General features: G+C 57.3%; 18 protein-coding genes, 1 tRNA gene and 1 pseudogene. 8 read left to right on the top strand and 12 right to left on the bottom strand.

Going from position 1 to position 18412, the window contains the following annotated elements; all coding sequences use genetic code 11:
* Positions 1-59: 59 nt before the first annotated feature.
* From epsC to nac, 4 genes are all read right to left on the bottom strand, one after another.
* Entirely contained in the window at positions 60-1025 is a 966-nt protein-coding gene (gene epsC, locus MMW58_RS10620; RefSeq protein WP_133598621.1) for a serine O-acetyltransferase EpsC, read from the bottom strand.
* Between the two features lie 505 nt (positions 1026-1530).
* Positions 1531-2472, bottom strand: coding sequence for a L,D-transpeptidase (gene ldtA / locus MMW58_RS10615; RefSeq protein WP_181955398.1), 942 nt, complete (start codon positions 2470-2472; stop codon positions 1531-1533).
* A 114-nt stretch (positions 2473-2586) separates the two neighbouring features.
* Positions 2587-3537 carry an HTH-type transcriptional regulator Cbl gene (gene cbl, locus MMW58_RS10610; protein WP_041146296.1) on the bottom strand — a complete coding sequence of 317 codons (951 nt, stop codon included), beginning with the start codon at positions 3535-3537 and terminating at the stop codon, positions 2587-2589.
* Between the two features lie 106 nt (positions 3538-3643).
* Complete coding sequence (gene nac / locus MMW58_RS10605) at positions 3644-4561, bottom strand: nitrogen assimilation transcriptional regulator NAC (RefSeq protein ID WP_045859342.1); 918 nt, start codon at positions 4559-4561, stop codon at positions 3644-3646.
* Positions 4562-4892: 331 nt separating this feature from the next.
* Here nac and MMW58_RS10600 point away from each other — a divergent pair.
* Positions 4893-4968: transfer RNA gene (locus tag MMW58_RS10600), tRNA-Asn, on the top strand.
* 151 nt (positions 4969-5119) lie between these two features.
* Here MMW58_RS10600 and MMW58_RS10595 read toward each other — a convergent pair.
* Positions 5120-5737: a dTMP kinase gene (locus MMW58_RS10595; protein ID WP_241723326.1), complete on the bottom strand. Its 618-nt coding sequence runs from the start codon at positions 5735-5737 to the stop codon at positions 5120-5122.
* Between the two features lie 418 nt (positions 5738-6155).
* Between MMW58_RS10595 and MMW58_RS10590 the strand changes: the two genes are divergently transcribed.
* Positions 6156-6422, top strand: coding sequence for a hypothetical protein (locus tag MMW58_RS10590; RefSeq protein ID WP_072039414.1), 267 nt, complete (start codon positions 6156-6158; stop codon positions 6420-6422).
* Positions 6423-6607: 185 nt separating this feature from the next.
* Here the strand turns inward: MMW58_RS10590 and MMW58_RS10585 are convergent, their stop codons facing one another.
* Together MMW58_RS10585 and MMW58_RS10580 are read right to left on the bottom strand one after the other, a co-directional pair.
* Complete coding sequence (locus MMW58_RS10585) at positions 6608-7261, bottom strand: LysE family translocator (protein WP_241723324.1); 654 nt, start codon at positions 7259-7261, stop codon at positions 6608-6610.
* 213 nt (positions 7262-7474) lie between these two features.
* The gene (locus MMW58_RS10580) at positions 7475-8458 is read right to left on the bottom strand and encodes an alpha/beta hydrolase (protein ID WP_241723322.1); all 984 of its coding nucleotides are present in this window, start codon (positions 8456-8458) and stop codon (positions 7475-7477) included.
* A 67-nt stretch (positions 8459-8525) separates the two neighbouring features.
* On the opposite strand from MMW58_RS10580, the pseudogene MMW58_RS10575 reads away from it, so the two are divergent.
* Positions 8526-8651: pseudogene (locus tag MMW58_RS10575) on the top strand (IS30 family transposase); the annotation flags it as partial.
* Positions 8652-8711: 60 nt separating this feature from the next.
* On the opposite strand, the gene MMW58_RS10570 reads toward MMW58_RS10575, so the two are convergent.
* Complete coding sequence (locus MMW58_RS10570; RefSeq protein WP_241723320.1) at positions 8712-9623, bottom strand: LysR family transcriptional regulator; 912 nt, start codon at positions 9621-9623, stop codon at positions 8712-8714.
* Positions 9624-9764: 141 nt separating this feature from the next.
* Between MMW58_RS10570 and MMW58_RS10565 the strand changes: the two genes are divergently transcribed.
* The 3 genes from MMW58_RS10565 (at position 9765) to MMW58_RS10555 (ending at position 11789) form a co-directional block, all read left to right on the top strand.
* Positions 9765-10502 carry an SDR family oxidoreductase gene (locus MMW58_RS10565; RefSeq protein WP_159235672.1) on the top strand — a complete coding sequence of 246 codons (738 nt, stop codon included), beginning with the start codon at positions 9765-9767 and terminating at the stop codon, positions 10500-10502.
* Between the two features lie 62 nt (positions 10503-10564).
* Positions 10565-11467, top strand: a complete 903-nt coding sequence (locus tag MMW58_RS10560; RefSeq protein WP_241723317.1) for an SDR family NAD(P)-dependent oxidoreductase — start codon at positions 10565-10567, stop codon at positions 11465-11467.
* A gap of 61 nt (positions 11468-11528) precedes the next feature.
* Complete coding sequence (locus tag MMW58_RS10555) at positions 11529-11789, top strand: hypothetical protein (protein ID WP_045859392.1); 261 nt, start codon at positions 11529-11531, stop codon at positions 11787-11789.
* 137 nt (positions 11790-11926) lie between these two features.
* On the opposite strand, the gene MMW58_RS10550 is transcribed toward MMW58_RS10555, so the two are convergent.
* From MMW58_RS10550 to MMW58_RS10535, 4 genes are all read right to left on the bottom strand, one after another.
* Positions 11927-12937 (bottom strand): 4-hydroxythreonine-4-phosphate dehydrogenase PdxA, encoded by a 1011-nt coding sequence (locus tag MMW58_RS10550; protein WP_159235669.1) that lies wholly within the window; start codon positions 12935-12937, stop codon positions 11927-11929.
* A 96-nt stretch (positions 12938-13033) separates the two neighbouring features.
* Positions 13034-14329 carry an MFS transporter gene (locus MMW58_RS10545; RefSeq protein ID WP_241723315.1) on the bottom strand — a complete coding sequence of 432 codons (1296 nt, stop codon included), beginning with the start codon at positions 14327-14329 and terminating at the stop codon, positions 13034-13036.
* A gap of 123 nt (positions 14330-14452) precedes the next feature.
* Positions 14453-15427: a LysR family transcriptional regulator gene (locus MMW58_RS10540; RefSeq protein WP_133598673.1), complete on the bottom strand. Its 975-nt coding sequence runs from the start codon at positions 15425-15427 to the stop codon at positions 14453-14455.
* A gap of 58 nt (positions 15428-15485) precedes the next feature.
* Positions 15486-16250 carry a DeoR/GlpR family DNA-binding transcription regulator gene (locus tag MMW58_RS10535; RefSeq protein ID WP_133598675.1) on the bottom strand — a complete coding sequence of 255 codons (765 nt, stop codon included), beginning with the start codon at positions 16248-16250 and terminating at the stop codon, positions 15486-15488.
* Positions 16251-16526: 276 nt separating this feature from the next.
* On the opposite strand from MMW58_RS10535, the gene otnK reads away from it, so the two are divergent.
* Both otnK and otnC read left to right on the top strand, forming a co-directional pair.
* Positions 16527-17795, top strand: coding sequence for a 3-oxo-tetronate kinase (gene otnK, locus MMW58_RS10530; protein ID WP_241723312.1), 1269 nt, complete (start codon positions 16527-16529; stop codon positions 17793-17795).
* Positions 17788-18411, top strand: coding sequence for a 3-oxo-tetronate 4-phosphate decarboxylase (gene otnC, locus MMW58_RS10525; protein ID WP_133598679.1), 624 nt, complete (start codon positions 17788-17790; stop codon positions 18409-18411). The genes otnK and otnC overlap by 8 nt, the downstream gene beginning before the upstream one ends.
* Position 18412: the final 1 nt, after the last annotated feature.

The raw sequence follows: 18412 nt of genomic DNA, 5'->3' as shown, positions 1-18412 counted from the left end.
CACGCCGTTATTTTTATCTATCCCGATGCGCCGGCCATTCCATTTTATTTTCGGCAGAATTAAATTCCGTCGCCGTCGCTGAAATGTTTTTGCTGAGCACGCGCCTGCTGCACATTACTGTCCGGCGGAACATCGCGGGTTAGCCATATATTCCCGCCAATGCTCGAACGCGCGCCGATAGTAATTCGTCCTAATATTGTTGCGCCGGCATAAATAACGACGTCATCTTCTATTATCGGATGGCGCAGGTAGTTTTTTAGTAACTGCCCGTCTTCACCGGCAATAAATCGTTTGGCCCCCAGGGTGACCGCCTGGTAAATACGCACCCGCTTACCGACGATGGCCGTTTCGCCAATCACCACGCCAGTCCCGTGATCGATAAAAAATCCGTCATCAATCTGTGCCCCGGGATGAATATCTATACCGGTCTGGCCGTGCGCCTTCTCGGTTATCATGCGCGCCAGCAGAGGCAGATCGAGCTGATGCAACTCGTGGGCCAGGCGATAGTGGATCACGGCATGAATTCCCGGATAGCAGAGCAGCACCTCATCCATGCTGCGCGCGGAGGGATCGCCCTGATAGGCGGCGAGGATATCGCTGTCGAGGCGCTGGCGGATAAGCGGCAAGCGGTTAGCAAACTGCTGGACCCGCCTGACCGCCTCCTGGGTCAGCGCGTGGCTCGCGCCCTGCTCATCCTGCTCATCGGACTGATAGTAGAGTTCCAGAAGCGCTTCTTCGGTCAGCCGGTCAAGCGAGGTGCTTAACAGGTGGCCGACGTAATAATCTTCGCCCTCTTTGCGTAATTCGACATCGCCCAGCCGCATCGGATAAAGCACTTTTATCAAAGTATCGGTAACGGAATTAACGCTTTCACGGGAAGGTAAACTGCGTTTATTACGATAGTTATTTTTCGAATGTTCATCGCGCCACGCCTGACGAACGTGACGCAGTTCATCGACGACATTATTTAAATGCCAGTTATTTTCTCTTTTCGGTAGGAGATACAATTCACCCGCTTCCGGCATAATAATATCCTTCTTAACAGCACATCGATAAATCTGTTTTCTGCGTTACCTCACTTTTATGCATTACCCACATTAAAAACAAATAACCTTATTGACTTTGAATAGCTGAAAAGAATAAATACTTACGAATCAAGATACTAAATTCAGAATGGCCTTAAGCCAGCGCCATTCAGTATGACAGACATGCTTCCACCAGCAGTCAAAGCGCCGGCCTGGCCTGCGGACACGGCGCCGAGTCTGTCCACAAAGTGGCTACCTAACTCTGTGGATAACCTGGAGTCAGATTGCTGCAGAGGGCGTGAGGCCGACCATAGCGCCGAATGTGCAAATTTTAACCAGCAGCGGATTGCGCGCGTGAAACGCCGTCCGTTTGCGCTCACTATTGCCTCATAACCATTTGATGCGCTTCACCCTAAGCGGGTTCGTGCCTTCCTGCCGCCGACGGTATAAAAAAAGCCTGCTCAGGAAGCTGAGCAGGCTTTTGCTTTCTTAACGCTTAGGCGCGCTAGCCGCCGAACGTGGACTGTAGCGCGGAATAGCCGATATTTACCGGCATTCCGGAACGACGCAGCATGGCCTCGCTGGCCCGGTTAACCTCAACGCCCTCGCCCTGTACAAACGCCTGGATCCCCGTCGTCATGGGTAGCGGCACCTTTCGGTCCGATTCGTATTCCGCGCGGTTGCGCGAGAGCGGCTCGTGAACCTCGAGCCAGCGGCTGCCGTCCGGCTCGAGGCTATATTTCACCGGCCGATCGATAATCTGCACCCGCGTCCCCACCGGAACGTTGTCGAAGAGGTACTTAATGTCATCGTTACGCAAACGGATACATCCCTGGCTTACGCGCAGCCCGATACCAAAGTTCGCATTAGTGCCATGAATGGCGTACAGCCTGCCGATATAGATAGCATACAGCCCCATCGGGTTTTCCGGGCCGGCAGGCACGAATGCCGGCAGGCTTTCCCCTCTTTTGGCATATTCGCGGCGGGTGTTGGCCGTTGGCGTCCAGGTTGGCGCCTCCTGCTTACGCTCCACCGCGGTCACCCAGTTGCGCGGCGTTTCGCGGCCCGCCTCGCCGATGCCTATCGGCAGCACCTCAACCGTGGTCCCCTCCGGCGGATAGTAGTAAAGGCGCATTTCCGCGACGTTAACCACAATCCCCTCGCGCACCGTATCGGGCAGAATAAGCTGCTGCGGGACGATCAGCGTCGAACCCGACTTCGGTAAGTAGACATCCACCCCAGGGTTGGCTTCGAGCATATTGCTCAGCCCTTGCCCGTACTGCGCGGCAAACGCCTCCAGCGGTAGCGTATTACCGTCCGGGACGATGATAGTTTGCGGACTACCCACAAGGCGGCTTCCTTCCGGCGGCAACGGGTAGCTAACGGCCAGAACGCTCTGGCTTGACAGGATAAATAACAGAGAACAAAGCAGTTTCACACGCCGCACCATTTCCCTTCCTCAGTCGCGACAATCGTGAATGAATTATAGCTTTATTATCGAAATCTTATATACCAGCTCACGGCGGTGGGCCACGTTCCCCTGTCCACTGCCGGTACGCGGTTAGATTTGGTAATCGATCGCCGTCTCTTCCGGCTCCATCGCCTGGCGTTTAATCTCATCCAGCGACAGCCCGGCGTTGCACAGCTCGATAAAGCGCCAGACGTAGTTACGCTGCAGCTGCCCGCGCTTCAGGCCTAGCCAGACGGTATTGGCATCGAACAGGTGCCGGGTTTCGAGACGCGTGAAGGTGTCAGACTCCCTGGCGTCACCCGACTGCTCGGCGACCAGCCCAACCCCCAGGCCCAGCTCAACGTAGGTTTTAATGACGTCGGAATCCTGGGCGCTGAGCACGATATCCGGCATCAGCCCTTTGCGATTGAAGGCCTCGTCGATACGCGAACGTCCGGTAATACCCTGACGATAGGTGATCAGCGGCCAGCGAGAAATGGCCTCGAGGGTGAGCGGATTCACCTGGACCAGGGGATGATCTTTTGGTACCAGCAGGCTGTGGTGCCAGCGGAACCAGGGGAAGGCGACCAGCGTCGGATCGTTGCTCAAGCGCTCGCTGGCGATGCCGATATCGGCGCCGCCGTTATGCAGCAGGGCTTCAATTTCCTGCGGCGTCCCCTGCACCAGCTCCAGGCGAACGTCGGCAAACAGCTCGCGAAACGCTTTAATCACCGGCGGCAGGCTATAGCGCGCCTGGGTATGCGTCGTGGCGATGGTCAAGACGCCCGAGGCGTCGTTGGTAAACAGGTCCGCAAGACGGCGAACGTTGCTGGCTTCATTAAGAATGCGTTCGGCAATCGAGAGCAGCGCTTTACCCGGTTCCGTCATCCCCAGCAGACGCTTGCCGCGTCGAATAAAGATTTCGATCCCCAGCTCTTCTTCGAGTTCACGAATATGACGGCTGACGCCCGATTGCGATGTGTAGAGCATATTGGCGACTTCCGTCAGGTTGTAGTCCTGACGGGCCGCTTCACGAATTATTTTTAGCTGCTGGAAATTCACCCTTTCCTCCGGGCTATCAGACATAACATATGCTCTATTGTTAAAGTCTGTTGTCCCTGCTAACAAATAATAAAAACCAGCAACTTATTCCATTCTGGAATATACGTTAACTTACCAGCAGCAGCTCACGGTTCTCCAGCGAAGGGCGGCTCACCAGCGACAGTAAAATTTCCTTCACCGCCTGCGCCTGCGGCGACAGGCTGCCCTTGGCAGACATATTCAGCGATAGCGAGAGGCTCATTGACGGCGTGCTGATACGCGCCATCCAGCCGTTGGCGGCGCTACACAGCGAGCGAGCGGCGGATTCCGGCAGCACGGTGGCCCCCATTCCGCTGGCGATTGCCGCGGTTAAGGTGGTAATCGACTCGATCTCGCCGATGATTTTTGCCGACAGACGACGCAGCGTGAAGGCCTCGGTCACCCTCGCCCGCACCGCGCTGTAATCGCGGGGCAGGAACAGATTCATCTCGGCGACCGCCGTCAGGTCAACGCTTTGCCCCGGACAGTCTCGGGTACCGACCAGGTACAGATCCTCTTTCAGCAGCGGCTGGCTGATGATGCCGGCAACCGGCGACCGCTCGTACAGTACCGCCATATCCAGCTGACCGCTGAGCAGCTTATCGTTAAGGATAGTCCCGCTGCTCTCCTGCAGATACACCATCACTTCAGGAAGCTCGTTACGGACCGTTTGCAGCAGCGGCATCGTAATGGCGGACGCCGCCGTTCCCGGCGCAAGCCCGATAGAGACCTGGCCGCTGAGAATATGGCCCACGTTATTGACCGCCAGCTGCGCCTGCTCGCACTGGCGCAGAATGGTCCGGGCGTGGGTATAAAGGATTTTCCCTGCTTCCGTCGGCGTGACGCCTCGCTTAGTGCGAATCAGCAGCTGCTGGTCCAGTTCACCTTCCAGGGTCGCAACCTGCTGGCTCAGCGCGGGCTGTGCGATGTGCAGGACTTCGGCTGCCTGAGTCAGACTGCCAATATCGACGATTTTCACAAAATACTTCAGTCGTCTTAAGTTCATTTTGCCTCCTGTAAGGAACGCCAGTACCCACGCTGGCAGTTGAGATACAGTAGGTTTTGCAATTTACTTGCCAGTTTTATTATCCCCGGCGCAAAAGCCGCTGGACGCCGCGTAATAAGCGATTCCGATTGCTGCAGGGGATTTTTTTGCCCGGTAAGCGGATTACGATATGCCCCATAAGGGGTACATTTGCACCATCGCGGTGCGCAGCGGCGCAAAAGTGGGGGAACCTCGGCAGACTGTTGAAATTGTCAGCAGTCAAACTCATTCCGATGATTCAGCCTTTGACAAGGGGGAGCGCCGCCGTTAATATGCGCCCCGTTCACACGATTCCTCTGTAGTTCAGTCGGTAGAACGGCGGACTGTTAATCCGTATGTCACTGGTTCGAGTCCAGTCAGAGGAGCCATATTAAAGAAGCCCGCTTAGGGAACTAAGCGGGCTTTTTGCTATTCGGGATTATTGCATCTTTGACGGCGTCAGATTTTGTTGACGCGACACAAATCTGAGGCTCACACAGAGGTGAAGAGCCGCGGGATCCCTGCCTGCAAAACCGATAGCTATGGGCATCCAGCCACTCTGTAGATCTCAGAAATCACCTGCATCGTTGCGTCTTCGATCGCGTCTTCATTACGGCATAAAAACCAGCCGTGATTTGCAATTTCTCGCTCGAACGCGCGGGTGCAAGCAACGTGCTCTTCCAGCTTGTGAATCACCGTACTACTTAGCCCACGCGCTCGGCCTGCGGCCCTCGCCCATGAGATATCTGGCGCAGTAACAACCCCGACCTGCAGGTCTGGCGTGCGCACGTTTCGTTCCATATTAAGCTGTAAAATCTCGGCAAACGGTACCATCCGACGAAACGCGGCATCCGAGGGATACCAGCGATCCATCAGGATAATGCAGTCCGCTGGCTGTTTAGTCAGCACCTGCCGGGAAATCCATGCACGGCTATCAGCAAAGCGCTCGCAGACCTCCCATTCCAAATCCAGGGCGGGGTTTCTGGCGAGTTTGTTAACGAGGGCCATTGTTTCCCCCCTGTAGGGATCGCTTTTTTTCTCGCAAAGTCGGATGACCTTCTTGTTGTCTGCCCTTAGTACTTTCGTAATGGCTTCCAACAGCGTGGTTTTACCGGCTCCCTTGGGCCCATCCAGAGTAACAAACAGCTGACGACTCATTCTGCAAATGACGATTGATACAGGTTTTTTGTAAAGCTTGAATCTGGCAAAAGCATCTGACTTCCTTCGTATGAATAGCTGCCCTCCCTCTTCGTTCGTCGGGGCACCTGGCGCATCAGCGCGAATCGGATAGAGGGATCTTATAAACAGAGACTGACGAACATTCTGGCAGTGGTGCTAACGCCCAGGTTTAAAAACCCAGGATTACAGCCGTTGATGGTCATTATCCCTATGTCATGACCTGCGCGATGCAGTTTAAGGGATCCGCGTAGAAAACGGAAAATACCCGGCGCTAAACCTGCTTTTGCAGAAGACAGGCGTTGACGGGCAGCTTTGAGCGAGGAGCGGACCTAATCCTTTGACATGCCTTACAATGGGGGCTAGGTTGAACATTTGATTGTTAAACAATGGAGTTTTTATGATCTGGCGTGTTTTTGCGCTTTTTTTTATCATATGCGCATTTGCTGTAAATGCTGCTGATGGCGGGAATGGCGGGAATGGCGGGAATGGCGGGAATTATTCTGATGGAGGCAACGGATCAGACGGTAGTAATACTGTTTCTGCTCCGGGCCGGGCGGGTTGTCCGGGCGGAACCAATCCAGACCGGTCGGGAAAATTTTATCTTCCCGGGACAAAACAGCAATGCAATCCCGGGAAGCAGGATGCAATGAAAGACTCTAGGTAAGGTAATAGCATCAAGCGTCTTAAGAGCGGCTGACCTTCTCTTCATTGGGTTTGAACTGGTCCACAAAAACTGGCCACATCATAGGAGTCTTTCTAAAACCACAAACGTCCGTTCCTGGCACGGAGCGGACGAACCAACTGAGTTGAACTCACAGCGAGAAGCGGACATAAGCAGGTAAGGCGCTTTTATTTTTCTTGAACTGATACTATACCTGAACCGCCAAAGAGCATTCTGATTCCAAGCGCGACCATGACCACACCTGTAAATCGCTCCTGCCATTTGATAAATGCGGGATGTTTACCTAGCCAGTTTCCAAATGTTCCTGACGCCATAGCTACGGATCCCAGAGACACGATTCCTGCCAGCTTTTGAATACTGCCTAAAACAAGCAGTTGTAGCCAGACAGGCCCGGCCGTGGGATCAACGAACTGAGGCAGAAAAGCAAACATGAACAGTAGAGATTTTGGGTTGGTCAGGCTGTTTAACGCACCCTCTTTAACCGCCTGCCAGTCAGAAATTCTGGCTGTTTTTCTCAGTCGGGTATCTGTGCCTGACGTTGCAAGCATCTTTATGCCCAACCAAATAAGATAAGCGGCACCTACCCACCTCAGTAGATCAAGCGCAAACGGCCACGCGTTAACGACAGTAACAAGTCCCAATACCAGAAAAGATACTTGTACAAATCCTGCGACGAAAACATTACCCAGTACGGTTAGTAAAGCAATACGTCTTCCCTGACCAACTCCCCTGGCGATGGTAAGCATCATGTCTGCGCCCGGAGAAATTTCCAAAAGCGTCAAAGCAACAAAGAAAGTAATGAATGTTTCGATGGAGGGCATGATTATCGTGTCGGGAAAAAATTTCCTGCCACATTACCCCACCTTGGTTTGCGCTTAAAGCTGAACTTAACGTAACTTCCGTTTTTGGCACGGAGCGGACAAGCTATCGAGCTGAAGGTCCACTCTGAGCGAGGAGCGAACGACTGCTTTTAACCATGCATGAACTCTTTAAAAGTAAATCGTTTTGGCAGGACACCGGGACCAGAGCCGCTGTTACTTCTCGGCAAAATGTGAATTGTGGATCAGGAAATGCCCAATCGCGTTGATTAAACCGGGAGCTAAGGGGAGCGCTGGTTCAGCGTATGAAGCGATATTCGCCCTGCGATCGTCCGAAGTCACCTCTTTCAGAACATGGTTCATATTGGGCACAATAACCAGGGACGCTTGAGGATTCGCGGCCTTAAGCAGTCTGGCATCCGCTTCTTCCACCTGCAGATCGCGTTGCCCTTGCAGCACTAACACGGGTTTGGAAATACTCGAAATGAGATGACCCGGATTATATGAAAACGCATTGATTAAAAATCCCTGAACCGCAGGATTAAAGAGATTTTGCAGTGCCGGATGCATATTCGTCATATCGACCCGCCGCCGATGCTCCAGAGCATCAATTATCGGCAGTGCCTGCTTTAATAACATTTCGTTATCCGGATTAGCCTTAAGTTGCCCCCTCAGCACCTCGCCCATCGGCCTCCCGGGCGTTGCGATAAGCACCACGCCGCACACCTCCTCTTCCTGAGCCGAGGCAAGTGCGACCACGCCGCCTTCGCTGTGTCCTAACACCCAAACACAGGGAGTATGCATCTGACGCCTAAGCACTTCTACCCAGGATCGAACGTCGTCAACATAGTCGGCAATCGTCACCGCATTGGCATCCTCTACGGCCATTGCGCTAGCGAACATTCCACGTTTGTCGATACGAAGCGTTGCAAAGCCTTTTGCCACCAGGCCTTCAGCAAGAAGTCGGTAAGGCGATGCATTCACCCCAAGCGGGTTGTTTCCATCCCGATCGGTCGGACCGGAGCCTGGAACGATAAGAACAACGGCGGTTGGTTTTGAATTTGGGGTGAGTAACGTACCTTTCAAAGGGCCTTTTGGCCCAGCGGCCTCCAGGGCAGTTTCGGAAAAGGTTACCGGCACTGTAGCCAGACTCACAAATGGGCAAGCGCTCAAAAGGGCAATGGAGGCGGTAATATTCATCGGCGATGTTCCTGTAAAACTCAGCGTCCCGGTCAATTTATATTATAAATATGGCCTGCTCTCCATTAGATATCATTCTTCTGTCATGCCTACTATCACCCAGACGGGTGGATATCGCTCCCCTGTCCGAAAGCGGCACCGGTTAGCGCTTTCGCTTGATGAAAGAGAGGGGATATCCCGAGGGCTGGTAGCAAACCAATACCGTGCAGCAAAAGCGGTACGGCTGCGTGGGAAAGAGATAGCGGACGGCTAATTACGCCCCCTCCTCGGGAAAACGCGCTTTGTAGAGGGCGCTCAGCCAGTCGATAAATACCCTGACCCGCGGCGAGAGCTGCCGGTGCTGCGGGTACAGCGCGGAAAGCGACATTCCCGGGCTTTGCCATGCGCCAAGCACCTCCGCCAGCCGCCCGTCCTCCAGAGCATCCGCGACGTGATAGCGGGGAAGCTGTACCAGCCCCGCCCCGCGCAGCGCGCAGATAACGTAGTTTTCCGAATCGTTTACCGTCATCCAGCCTTTAAGCTGATAGCCCTGCACCTTGCCATTTACGATAAGCTCAAGCGGATAGTTCGTTCCCCGGCTGGTAGAGAAAAAATTCACGCACTGGTGGGACATCAAATCGTTGGGTGAACGCGGCGTGCCGTGCCGCTGCAGATACTCCGGGCTGGCGCAGATAACCTGCGGCATGGTGACCAAATAGCGCGCAATCAGCGATGAATCATGTAGCTTCCCCGCACGAACGGCGCAATCAATCCCCTCGCGCACCAAATCGACCAGCCGATCGCCGCTGCTGATAACCAGCTCGATATCCGGATAGCGGGCGTGGAACTCATCAATACGCGGCAGGACAATTCGCGTCGCGTGGGCGCCGTGCAGGTCAATGCGCAAAATACCGCGCGGCCGCGCGACGGAGTGGCGCAGCGAGGATTCGGCGTCGTCGAGCTCGGAGAGAATATGCACGCAGCGTTCGTAGAAAGCCTTGCCGTCCAGAGAGGTTCGCACGTGGCGGGTTGTCCGCTCCAGCAGCCGGCACTCCAGCTTTTTCTCCAGCGCTTTTATCGCATTGCTGGCGGTGGCTCTGGGGATCCCCAGCCTGTCCGCCGCGAGGCTGAAGCTTTCCAGCTCGACGATGCGGGTGAAGAGCAGCAAAGTGTCGAACTTATCCATCTGAAACCTCTCACGCGACCTATTATTAATGTTAATGGAATTATCATATCAAAATACCCCCATTTATCTCTTAGGAGAAAACATTAATATCTCTGGCAACCCGTGCCAGCACGGATAAACAATCAGCCTCCGGAGAACACCATGAGCAAAACCAATCAAACAGCCCTTGTTACCGGCGCATCCCGCGGTATCGGTCGCGCCATCGCCGAACGCCTGGCGCAGGAGGGTTTTACCGTCATCGTTAACTACGCCGGAAACGCGAGCGCCGCTGACGAGGCCGTGCAGAGCATTATTGCCAACGGGGGGAACGCCGTTGCCATACAAGCCGATGTCGCCAGCGAAGATGACGTCAGCCGCCTGTTCAGCGCAGCGAAGGCCGTGACCGGCCAGCTGGACGTGGTGGTGCACAGCGCCGGGATCATGCCGATGGCAAAAATCACCCCGGATGGCCTGGCCGATTTTGACAAGGTCATTCACACCAACCTGCGCGGCGCCTTCCTCGTGCTGGCAAACGCGGCGCAGGCGGTAAGCGACGGGGGGCGGATTATCGCGCTCTCTACCAGCGTGATCGCCAAATCCTTCCCGGCCTACGGCCCGTATATCGCCTCCAAGGCGGGCGTGGAGGGCCTGGTGCACGTGCTGGCGAATGAACTGCGCGGCCGTAACATCACCGTTAACGCGGTGGCTCCGGGACCGACCGGCACCGATCTGTTTTTCAATGGCAAAAGCGAGGAGCAAATCAGCGCCATCGCCAAACTGGCGCCGCTGGAACGTATCGGCGCGCCGGAAGAGATCGCCGGCGCGGTTGCCGCGCTGGCCGGCCCGGACGGCAGCTGGATCAACTCTCAGGTGATCCGCGTTAACGGCGGCTTCGCTTAATTTCGGCATTTGCTTTTAACATTGCCCGGGCGGCATCGCCGCCCGCTATTCTGGAGCACATCATGCAACAGGTCATTCTGATTACCGGCGCCTCCAGCGGCTTCGGCGCGCTGGCAGCCCGCGCATTCGCCCATTCCGGACACATTGTCTACGCCAGCATACGCGACACCGCCGGACGCAATGCGCCGCAGGTGCAAAACGCGCTGGATTACGCCAGGCAGCACGGCGTCGATTTACGCACCGTCGAGCTGGACGTCCAGTCCCAGGAGTCCGCCGACGCGGCGATTGCGCAAATTATCGCCCGCCAGGGCCGTCTGGACGTGGTGGTGCATAACGCGGGGCATATGGCGTACGGGCCGACGGAAGCGTTTCTGCCGGAACAGTTCGCCCAGCTTTACGACATCAACGTGCTGGGCACGCAGCGGGTCAACCGGGCCGCCCTGCCGCAGCTGCGCAAACAGGGCCAGGGTCTGCTGCTGTGGGTCGGCAGCAGCAGCACACGCGGCGGCACGCCGCCGTATCTGGCCCCCTACTTTGCGGCCAAGGCGGCGATGGACGCGGTCGCCGTCAGCTACGCTGCGGAGCTGGCGCGCTGGGGAATCGAGTCCTCTATTATTGTGCCCGGCGCGTTTACCACCGGCACCAACCACTTCCTGCATTCCGGCAAACCAGCCGACGCCGATCGCGAGCGCGAGTATACCGGCGCCGGACCCACCGCCGGTTTGGGCGAAGAGGCGCTGAAAGGGCTGGCCGCCTGCGAGCCGGAGGATGCAAACGTCGCCGACGTCGCCACCGCCATGGTCGATATCGTCAATATGCCCTTCGGGAAACGCCCGTTCCGGCTGCACGTCGATCCGTCGGACGACGGCGCCGCCGTTGTCAATGCGGTCGCCGATCGCATCCGCAAAGAGTTTTTACAGCGCATCGGATTAGGGGATTTATTGGCTCCCCATCGCCGGGCGTGATATCCGCCGCCGGCCGGAAGTTGCGGTCGGCGGCAGGACCTGCAGCTGAGGAAAATTGCCTATGCGCACCCTGCTCTTTCTGCTCAGCGGACTGCTGCTGGCGGGCCTGTTCCGCCTGCTGACGCGGCGGCTCATGCCGGCTCATCCACCGGCCGCCGGCAGGCTCGCGCTGCTGTTTGCCCTGCTGTGGTTCGGCCTGGCGTCGGCCAATATGGCCCTCGGTATCATCCGCGCGGGCTACGGCTTTGCCGAAGAGCTACCGATTTTCCTGCTGATCTTTGCGCCTCCGGTCGCCGTCATCTTCTGGCCTGGCGGTAAATAACTCCCGATAAAAAAACAACGCGAAAGCTTGTCCCGTCATGCCGTTAGCCGTGCCCTGGCCCCTCTTCAGCGGGCCATCGTCGGCGTATCTCATCTGCGCAACGGCCGGAGATACGCCAACGTATTGCGGCGGGAGAACTAAGCGCGCTTCTGCCGATGGCCGATCCCCATCCGGCAGGCCAGGTCAAAGGCGTTGGCCATCGCCGTGGTTTTTGCCACGCCTTTGCCCACGATTTCGTAGGCCGTACCGTGCGCCGGCGTGGTCACCGGGATCGGTAACCCGCCCTGCACGGTAACGCCGATATCAAAGCCCATCATCTTGGTGGCGATTTGCCCCTGGTCGTGGTACATCGAGACAATCCCGTCAAACTGGCCCTCTTTGGCGCGCAGGAAAATCGTATCCGCCGGAAAAGGTCCTTCAGCAGGATTCCCCTCAGCGGCGGCCAGTTCGATACCGGGCGTAATGATTCTGCCCTCTTCATCGCCATAGTTGCCGTTATCCCCGTTATGCGGGTTTAAGCCGCAAACCCCGATTTTCGGCTGCGCCACGCCGGCGTCCTTCAGCGCCTGCGTCAGCATGCCGATGGCCTGGGCAACCTTGCCGGCGCTGAGCTGGCCGGCTACCGCAGACAGCGGAATATGCGACGTCACGCGCGCCGTCCAGAGCCTGTCCAGCACGTTAAATTCGCCGCACACGCCGGTGTAATTAAGCTCGCTGGAGAGCCAGCGCATTTCGTCCTCCTGGCGCATGCCGCCCATGCGCATCGCGCCTTTGTTCAGCGGACCAAAGCACAGCGCGTCGGCCCGGCCCGTCGCCACCATCTCAACGCCGATTTTCAGCGATTCGAGGATAAATACGCCGTTCGCCTCGCTCACCTCGGCGGGCGTAATGTGGCGATGCAGGCCAGGCCACTGCGCAATAGATAGCCAGTCAGACTCCGCGGGCAGCGCGACGCCCCGGCTGATGGCCGCCGCCTCAAGCGCCGGCATGTTGGCGATCAGGGTGACGTTCGCTTTACGCGCGGTCTGCGGGTCTGAGAGCAGCGTGACAACGATCTCCGGGCCAATTCCCGCAGCATCGCCTACCGCGAGCACGATGTGCGGTTTATCCGTCACGGCGAAAGGTTGACGGGCTGTTTCACTTGTCATGGTCTGTTGCTCCTCAATTTATCGCGGGCAAAGGCGACCCCTTGCCCGTCAATGGCCAATAGAAATGGAAATGGAATAAAGGGTAAGAATTAAAGGTCAGCCCGCCAGCGAGTGTGGCTCAGCCGTCTTTTGTTGCTCAATATGCTCTACCGTGATGTCCGGACGAATCCATTGAGTAAAAATAATCCCGAGGATCAGGAAGCCAATCGCGCCGGCGAAGGGCAGCGTCCAGCTACCGGTCATATCGATCATCAGGCCGAAAATAATCGGTGAAATGATGGTGGCCATCGCCGCGCCGAAATTGAGCATGCCGCTGGCGGTGCCCGCCGTTTTTGGCGCAATGTCCATCGGAACGGCCCAAATCGGTCCGATCGTCAGCTCGAGGAAGAAGAACGCGGCGCTCAGGCACAGCGCAATAGTCACGACGTCATGGCTGATCAGAACCGGAATAAAGAAGACGAGTCCGCCCAGCAGGCTGATGGTAATCACGCCCTGGCGGGCAAGCGCCAGGCGCCCGGTGCGCCTTAAAATAAAGTCGCTGACCACGCCGCCGGTCAAATCCCCCAGCACGCCGGCGAAGAACACGCCGGATGAATAGAGCGCGGAGCTTTTAATATCGAGGTTCAGCGACTGCATAAAGAAGATCGGCATCCAGCTGAAAAACAGCGTGTTTGACCACACCATGCAGAAATAAACCGCTATCGTAGAGCGCATCCGGCGCAGGATGGTCCACCATGAGTGCGGCATCGCATTGCCTCCCTCCTGAACATTTTCCCGCCGCGGCAGCAGCGCCAGCTCCGCTTCTGACACGCCGGGATGCTCTTCAGGCGTCTCTTTGAAGTAAACCAGCCATACCACCAGCCACAGCGCTGACAGAACCCCCACCACGATGAACGCCGCGCGCCACGAATGCCACGCAATCAATATGGCGACCAGCGGCGGCGCGACGGCGTTACCCAGACGAGAGAAAGAGTGCGTTAGCCCCTGGGCCATACCCCGTTTAGGTTTAGGTACCCAGTTGGTAATCGCTCTGGCCTGCGCCGGGAGCGCGGCGCCTTCACCAATCCCCAGCAGCAGACGCGCCAGGCACAGAGAAACCAGACCGCCAATCAGGCCGGTACAGACCGTGGCGACGGCCCAGATGATCCCGCAGGCGATAATGGTCCGACGCGCGCCGAAGCGATCCGCCACCCAACCGCCCACCAGCTGAAAAATAGCGTAGGTGTATCCAAAAGCGGAAAAAGCGATACCGAGTTCAGTATTGGTAAGCCCCAGCTCGGCTTTCAGCGGCCCTGCGGCGGCGGCCAGATTGACGCGATCCAGGTAGAGGATAAACGACATGGCGCAGAAGATAATCAGCATGTTTCTGCTGATGTGGGACTGAGTTTTCAAAATTGCCTCCTGATCTTATGTTATTGGGGCAGTAGTCGTTGTAGGGTTTATTGCCCGTCAACTATGCTGCATTCAACAACCCTCAGGCTATTAACAATTTAGATATACAGCGTTAACAATACGTCAATGCGTGGCTTCGCCGAGGCCGGTCAGTAGCGAAAGAATGCTGTCGGTCGCCATTGCCAGCGACTCATGCGGCTGATGGCACAGCACGAACTGGCGGTCGGCCAGCGGATCCTGCAGCGATAGGTGCGCAAACTTAGACGTGGAGATAATTTGGCGGGCCACGGCTTCCGGCATCAGCCCGATACCTATCCCGCAGGAGATCATCGCAGCCATGCTGTCGAAGCTGCCGACGCGAATACGCATCTTCAGCGGCTTATCCAGCCGACGCGCCAGCTGGGCGAGCATAATCGAAATGGAGGCGCCTTCCGTCAGCCCAATCAGGTCGTGCTGAATCAGCTCCGCTGCCGTTAGCGGCTGATGGTTGGCAACCAGCCGGGCCAGGGGATGGTCAACCGGCGTCACCACGCAGAGCCGATCCCGACGGTAGGGTACGCCCGGCAGCGCAGCGTGGCTCACGGAGCGTTCATAGATGCCAATATCCGCAACCCCGCGCTGCACCGCCTGAATAACGCTTTCGCTGTTCATCTCATGCAGATCGATATGGATGTTGGGATAGCGCTGATGGCTTCGGCGCAGATCGTCGGTGAGAAACTGCAGGACCGCCGAAGTACACGCGGCGATGCGCACGACGCCGCGGTTGCCCTGCAGAAACGACTGCATGTCGTCCTGCATCCGTTCGGCGGAGTGTAGAATCGAACGCGCGTGGGCCAGTATTGCCCGTCCCGCGTCGTTCAGCGCCATGCCGTGCGGCAAACGCACGAACAGCGCCATGCCGAGCTGCTCCTCCAGCTCGCGAATGCGTCGCGAGGCGGCGGCGGGAACCAGATGCAGCTGGGCGGCGGCGTGAGTGATGCCGCCCAGTTCCGCCGTGGCGACAAACAGCCTTAACGTCATCAGATCAAAACGTATGCTGGGGGCGACCCGATAAACGTTACGATCTTCGGATACCGGAAAAGCCAGATTTTTGCCCATAGTATTTGCCCTGATAGTCGATTCAATGCCAAAGATGGCCCGTTACGTTTGGCCGGCGCTATAGCGGTACCATCACCACCCGGGCGCCGGCCTGCTGCAGCGCATCCCGCCCGCTGGCGGAAAGACGCTCATCGGTGATGATTTCGTCAAAAGCGTTCAGCGGCAGGGCGCGCCAGGTCGCGACTTTGCCATATTTCGAGCTGTCGCTGAGCAGAATACATTTACTGCTCACCTCGCGAACGGCGCGTTTTACCGCCACCTTATTCTCATCGGGGGTGCTCAATCCCTGGTTGCTCCAGCTGGAGGCGGAGACGAAAGCGATATCAATACAGAGGTTTCGCAGCGCAAAGGCGGTCGCCTCCCCCACGCATGAGCGGTTTTCCCGACACAGCATGCCGCCGGTATGCAGCATCCGGCATTCGCTCTCGGCTATCAGAAAATCGCTGATGACAAAGTCGTTGGTCACCACCAGCAGATCGCTACGCTGGCCAAGCTGGCGAGCCAGCGCCAGCGTCGTGGTGCCCGCATCCAGGTAAATGCAGCTGTTGTAGGGGATCTGCAGCGCGGCATAGCAGCCAATCGCCTGTTTTTCAGGCCCGTGCATGGTGATTTTATCCTGATGGGACGGTTCGCTTTGCAGGCGCTGCATGGAGCGCACGCCGCCGGAAACCACCAGCAGGTGCCCCTCTTTCTCCAGCTTCCTGACATCGCGGCGAACCGTCATATGGGAAACGTTCAAATGAGTGGCTAAGTCGTTAATACTGATGGCGTCCATTGCCGCCACCAGCGCTAAAATTTTATCGTGTCGCTCAAGGGGTCTCATTCTGGCCCAATCCCGTAGGTTTAAAACCGACAGCCGTTTTACCGACAGTATGACATCGCGTAGTTATACAGACTTTACGCCTGCGCCACTCGGGTAATTACGCACTTTAACACCGGCAAGGGAAATGACCGCCTAAAAATGTTAATTAATGTGATTAATGTGCAAAAACACCCGCACCAATGTTCATATTTAACAAAAATAAGCGTGATGAATGGTATTTTTTCACATATGATGGCCAAAAAACTGTGACAGCCGCGCTTAACGGCAGGGGGATATATGATCTATCTGGGCGTAATTGCCGACGACTTTACCGGGGCAACGGACATCGCCAGCTTTCTGGCACAAAACGGTATGTCGGTCATTCAGTACAACGGGATACCGGCCGGGCATCCCCTGCAGGACGATGTCGATGCGATTGTGATTAGTCTGAAATCACGCTCCTGCGCGACGCAGCGCGCGATCGATGATTCGCTATCCGCGCTGCGCTGGCTCAAAGAGCGGGGCTGTCAGCGCTTTTACTTTAAATATTGCTCAACCTTCGACAGCACCGCCGAAGGTAATATCGGCCCCGTCACCGACGCCCTGCTGGCTGAGCTGGGGGAGACCCAGACCATTATCTCTCCGGCGCTGCCGGTAAACGGCCGCACCGTGTATCAGGGCTACCTGTTCGTTCAGCAGCAGCTGCTGTCCGAATCCGGCATGCGTCACCATCCCGTGACCCCGATGCGCGACAGCAGCCTGATCCGCCTGATGGAGCAACAGTCGGCGGGACGCGCCGGGCTGATCCCGCTGGCTACCCTGCGCCAGGGCCGCGAAAGCGTGCGCCAGCAGCTGGATCGCTTGCGCCAGCAGGAGATCCGCTATGTGGTTATGGATGCCGTCAGCGAAGATGACCTGCTGTTGCAGGCGGCGGCGACCGAGGATCTGCGGCTGATAACCGGCGGCTCGGGTCTGGCGATTGGCGTTGCCCGCCGCTTTTCCGCCTCGCATCCGGCAAAAGAGAGCCAGCAGCGGGGCGCGCCCGTCCCGGGACCGGCGGTGGTGCTTTCCGGCTCGTGCTCCACCATGACCAACGCCCAGGTTGCCCGCTATCGGCCTCAGGCCCCCTATTTTGCGCTGGAGGTGGCCCGCTGCCTGGAGGACGGCGACGGCTATGCCGCCGAGGTATGCCAGTGGGTATTAGCGCAGGGCGCATCCCCTCTGGCCCCGATGGTATTTGCCACCTCGGAGGCCGAAACGCTGCAGCGCATTCAGCAGCAGCACGGTGCCGAGAAAAGCAGCCAGGCCATCGAGCGCTTTTTTGCCCGGCTGGTTCCGCTGCTGGCGGACAAGGGGATTCAGCGATTTATCGTCGCCGGCGGCGAAACCTCCGGGGTGGTGACCCAGGCGCTCAGGATCCAGGGGCTGCACATTGGTCCGATGATTTCGCCAGGCATACCCTGGGTGAAAGCGACCGATCGCCCGCTGTCGCTGGCGCTGAAGTCCGGCAACTTCGGCGATGAAAACTTTTTTGCCCGTTCGCAGCAGGAGTTTACCCATGAATGAATCTCAAACGCGCGCGGCGCTGGTCAGCCTGGGGCGCTCGTTTTTCCAGCGCGGCTACGCCACCGGTTCCGCGGGTAATCTGTCGGTACTGCTGGATGACCAGACGATTCTTGCGACGCCAACCGGCTCCTGCCTCGGCGAACTGGAGGCCGAACGCCTCTCTAAAGTGACGCTGGATGGCGAGCACCTCTCCGGCGACAGGCCGTCGAAAGAGGTCAGCTTTCATCGTGCGGTTTACCTGAATAATCCGCAGTGCAAGGCAATTGTGCATCTGCACTGCCTGTATCTGACGGCCCTGTCCTGCCTGGAAAATCTCGATACGGAGAGCTGCATCCGCCCGTTTACGCCCTACGTGGTGATGAGAATGGGCAACGTCCCCGTGGTTCCCTACTTCCGTCCCGGAGACGCGCAAATCGGTGAGCATCTGGCCAGGCTGGCGCCCAATCACAACGCCTTTTTGCTGGCCAATCACGGCCCGGTGGTGAGCGGCAAGACGCTGCGTGAAGCGGCGGATAATCTGGAGGAGCTCGAAGAGACCGCGCGCCTGATCTTTACCCTCGGCGATCGGCCAATACGCTACCTGACGCCCGCCGAAATTGCCGCCCTGAGGAGCTGAA

It is taken from the genome of Klebsiella sp. HC6, from assembly GCF_022605325.1.
Taxonomy (GTDB): Bacteria; Pseudomonadota; Gammaproteobacteria; order Enterobacterales; family Enterobacteriaceae; genus Klebsiella; species Klebsiella terrigena.
Note: the sequence above shows the minus strand (reverse complement) of the source record. Positions and strands in the feature narration are given on the sequence as shown.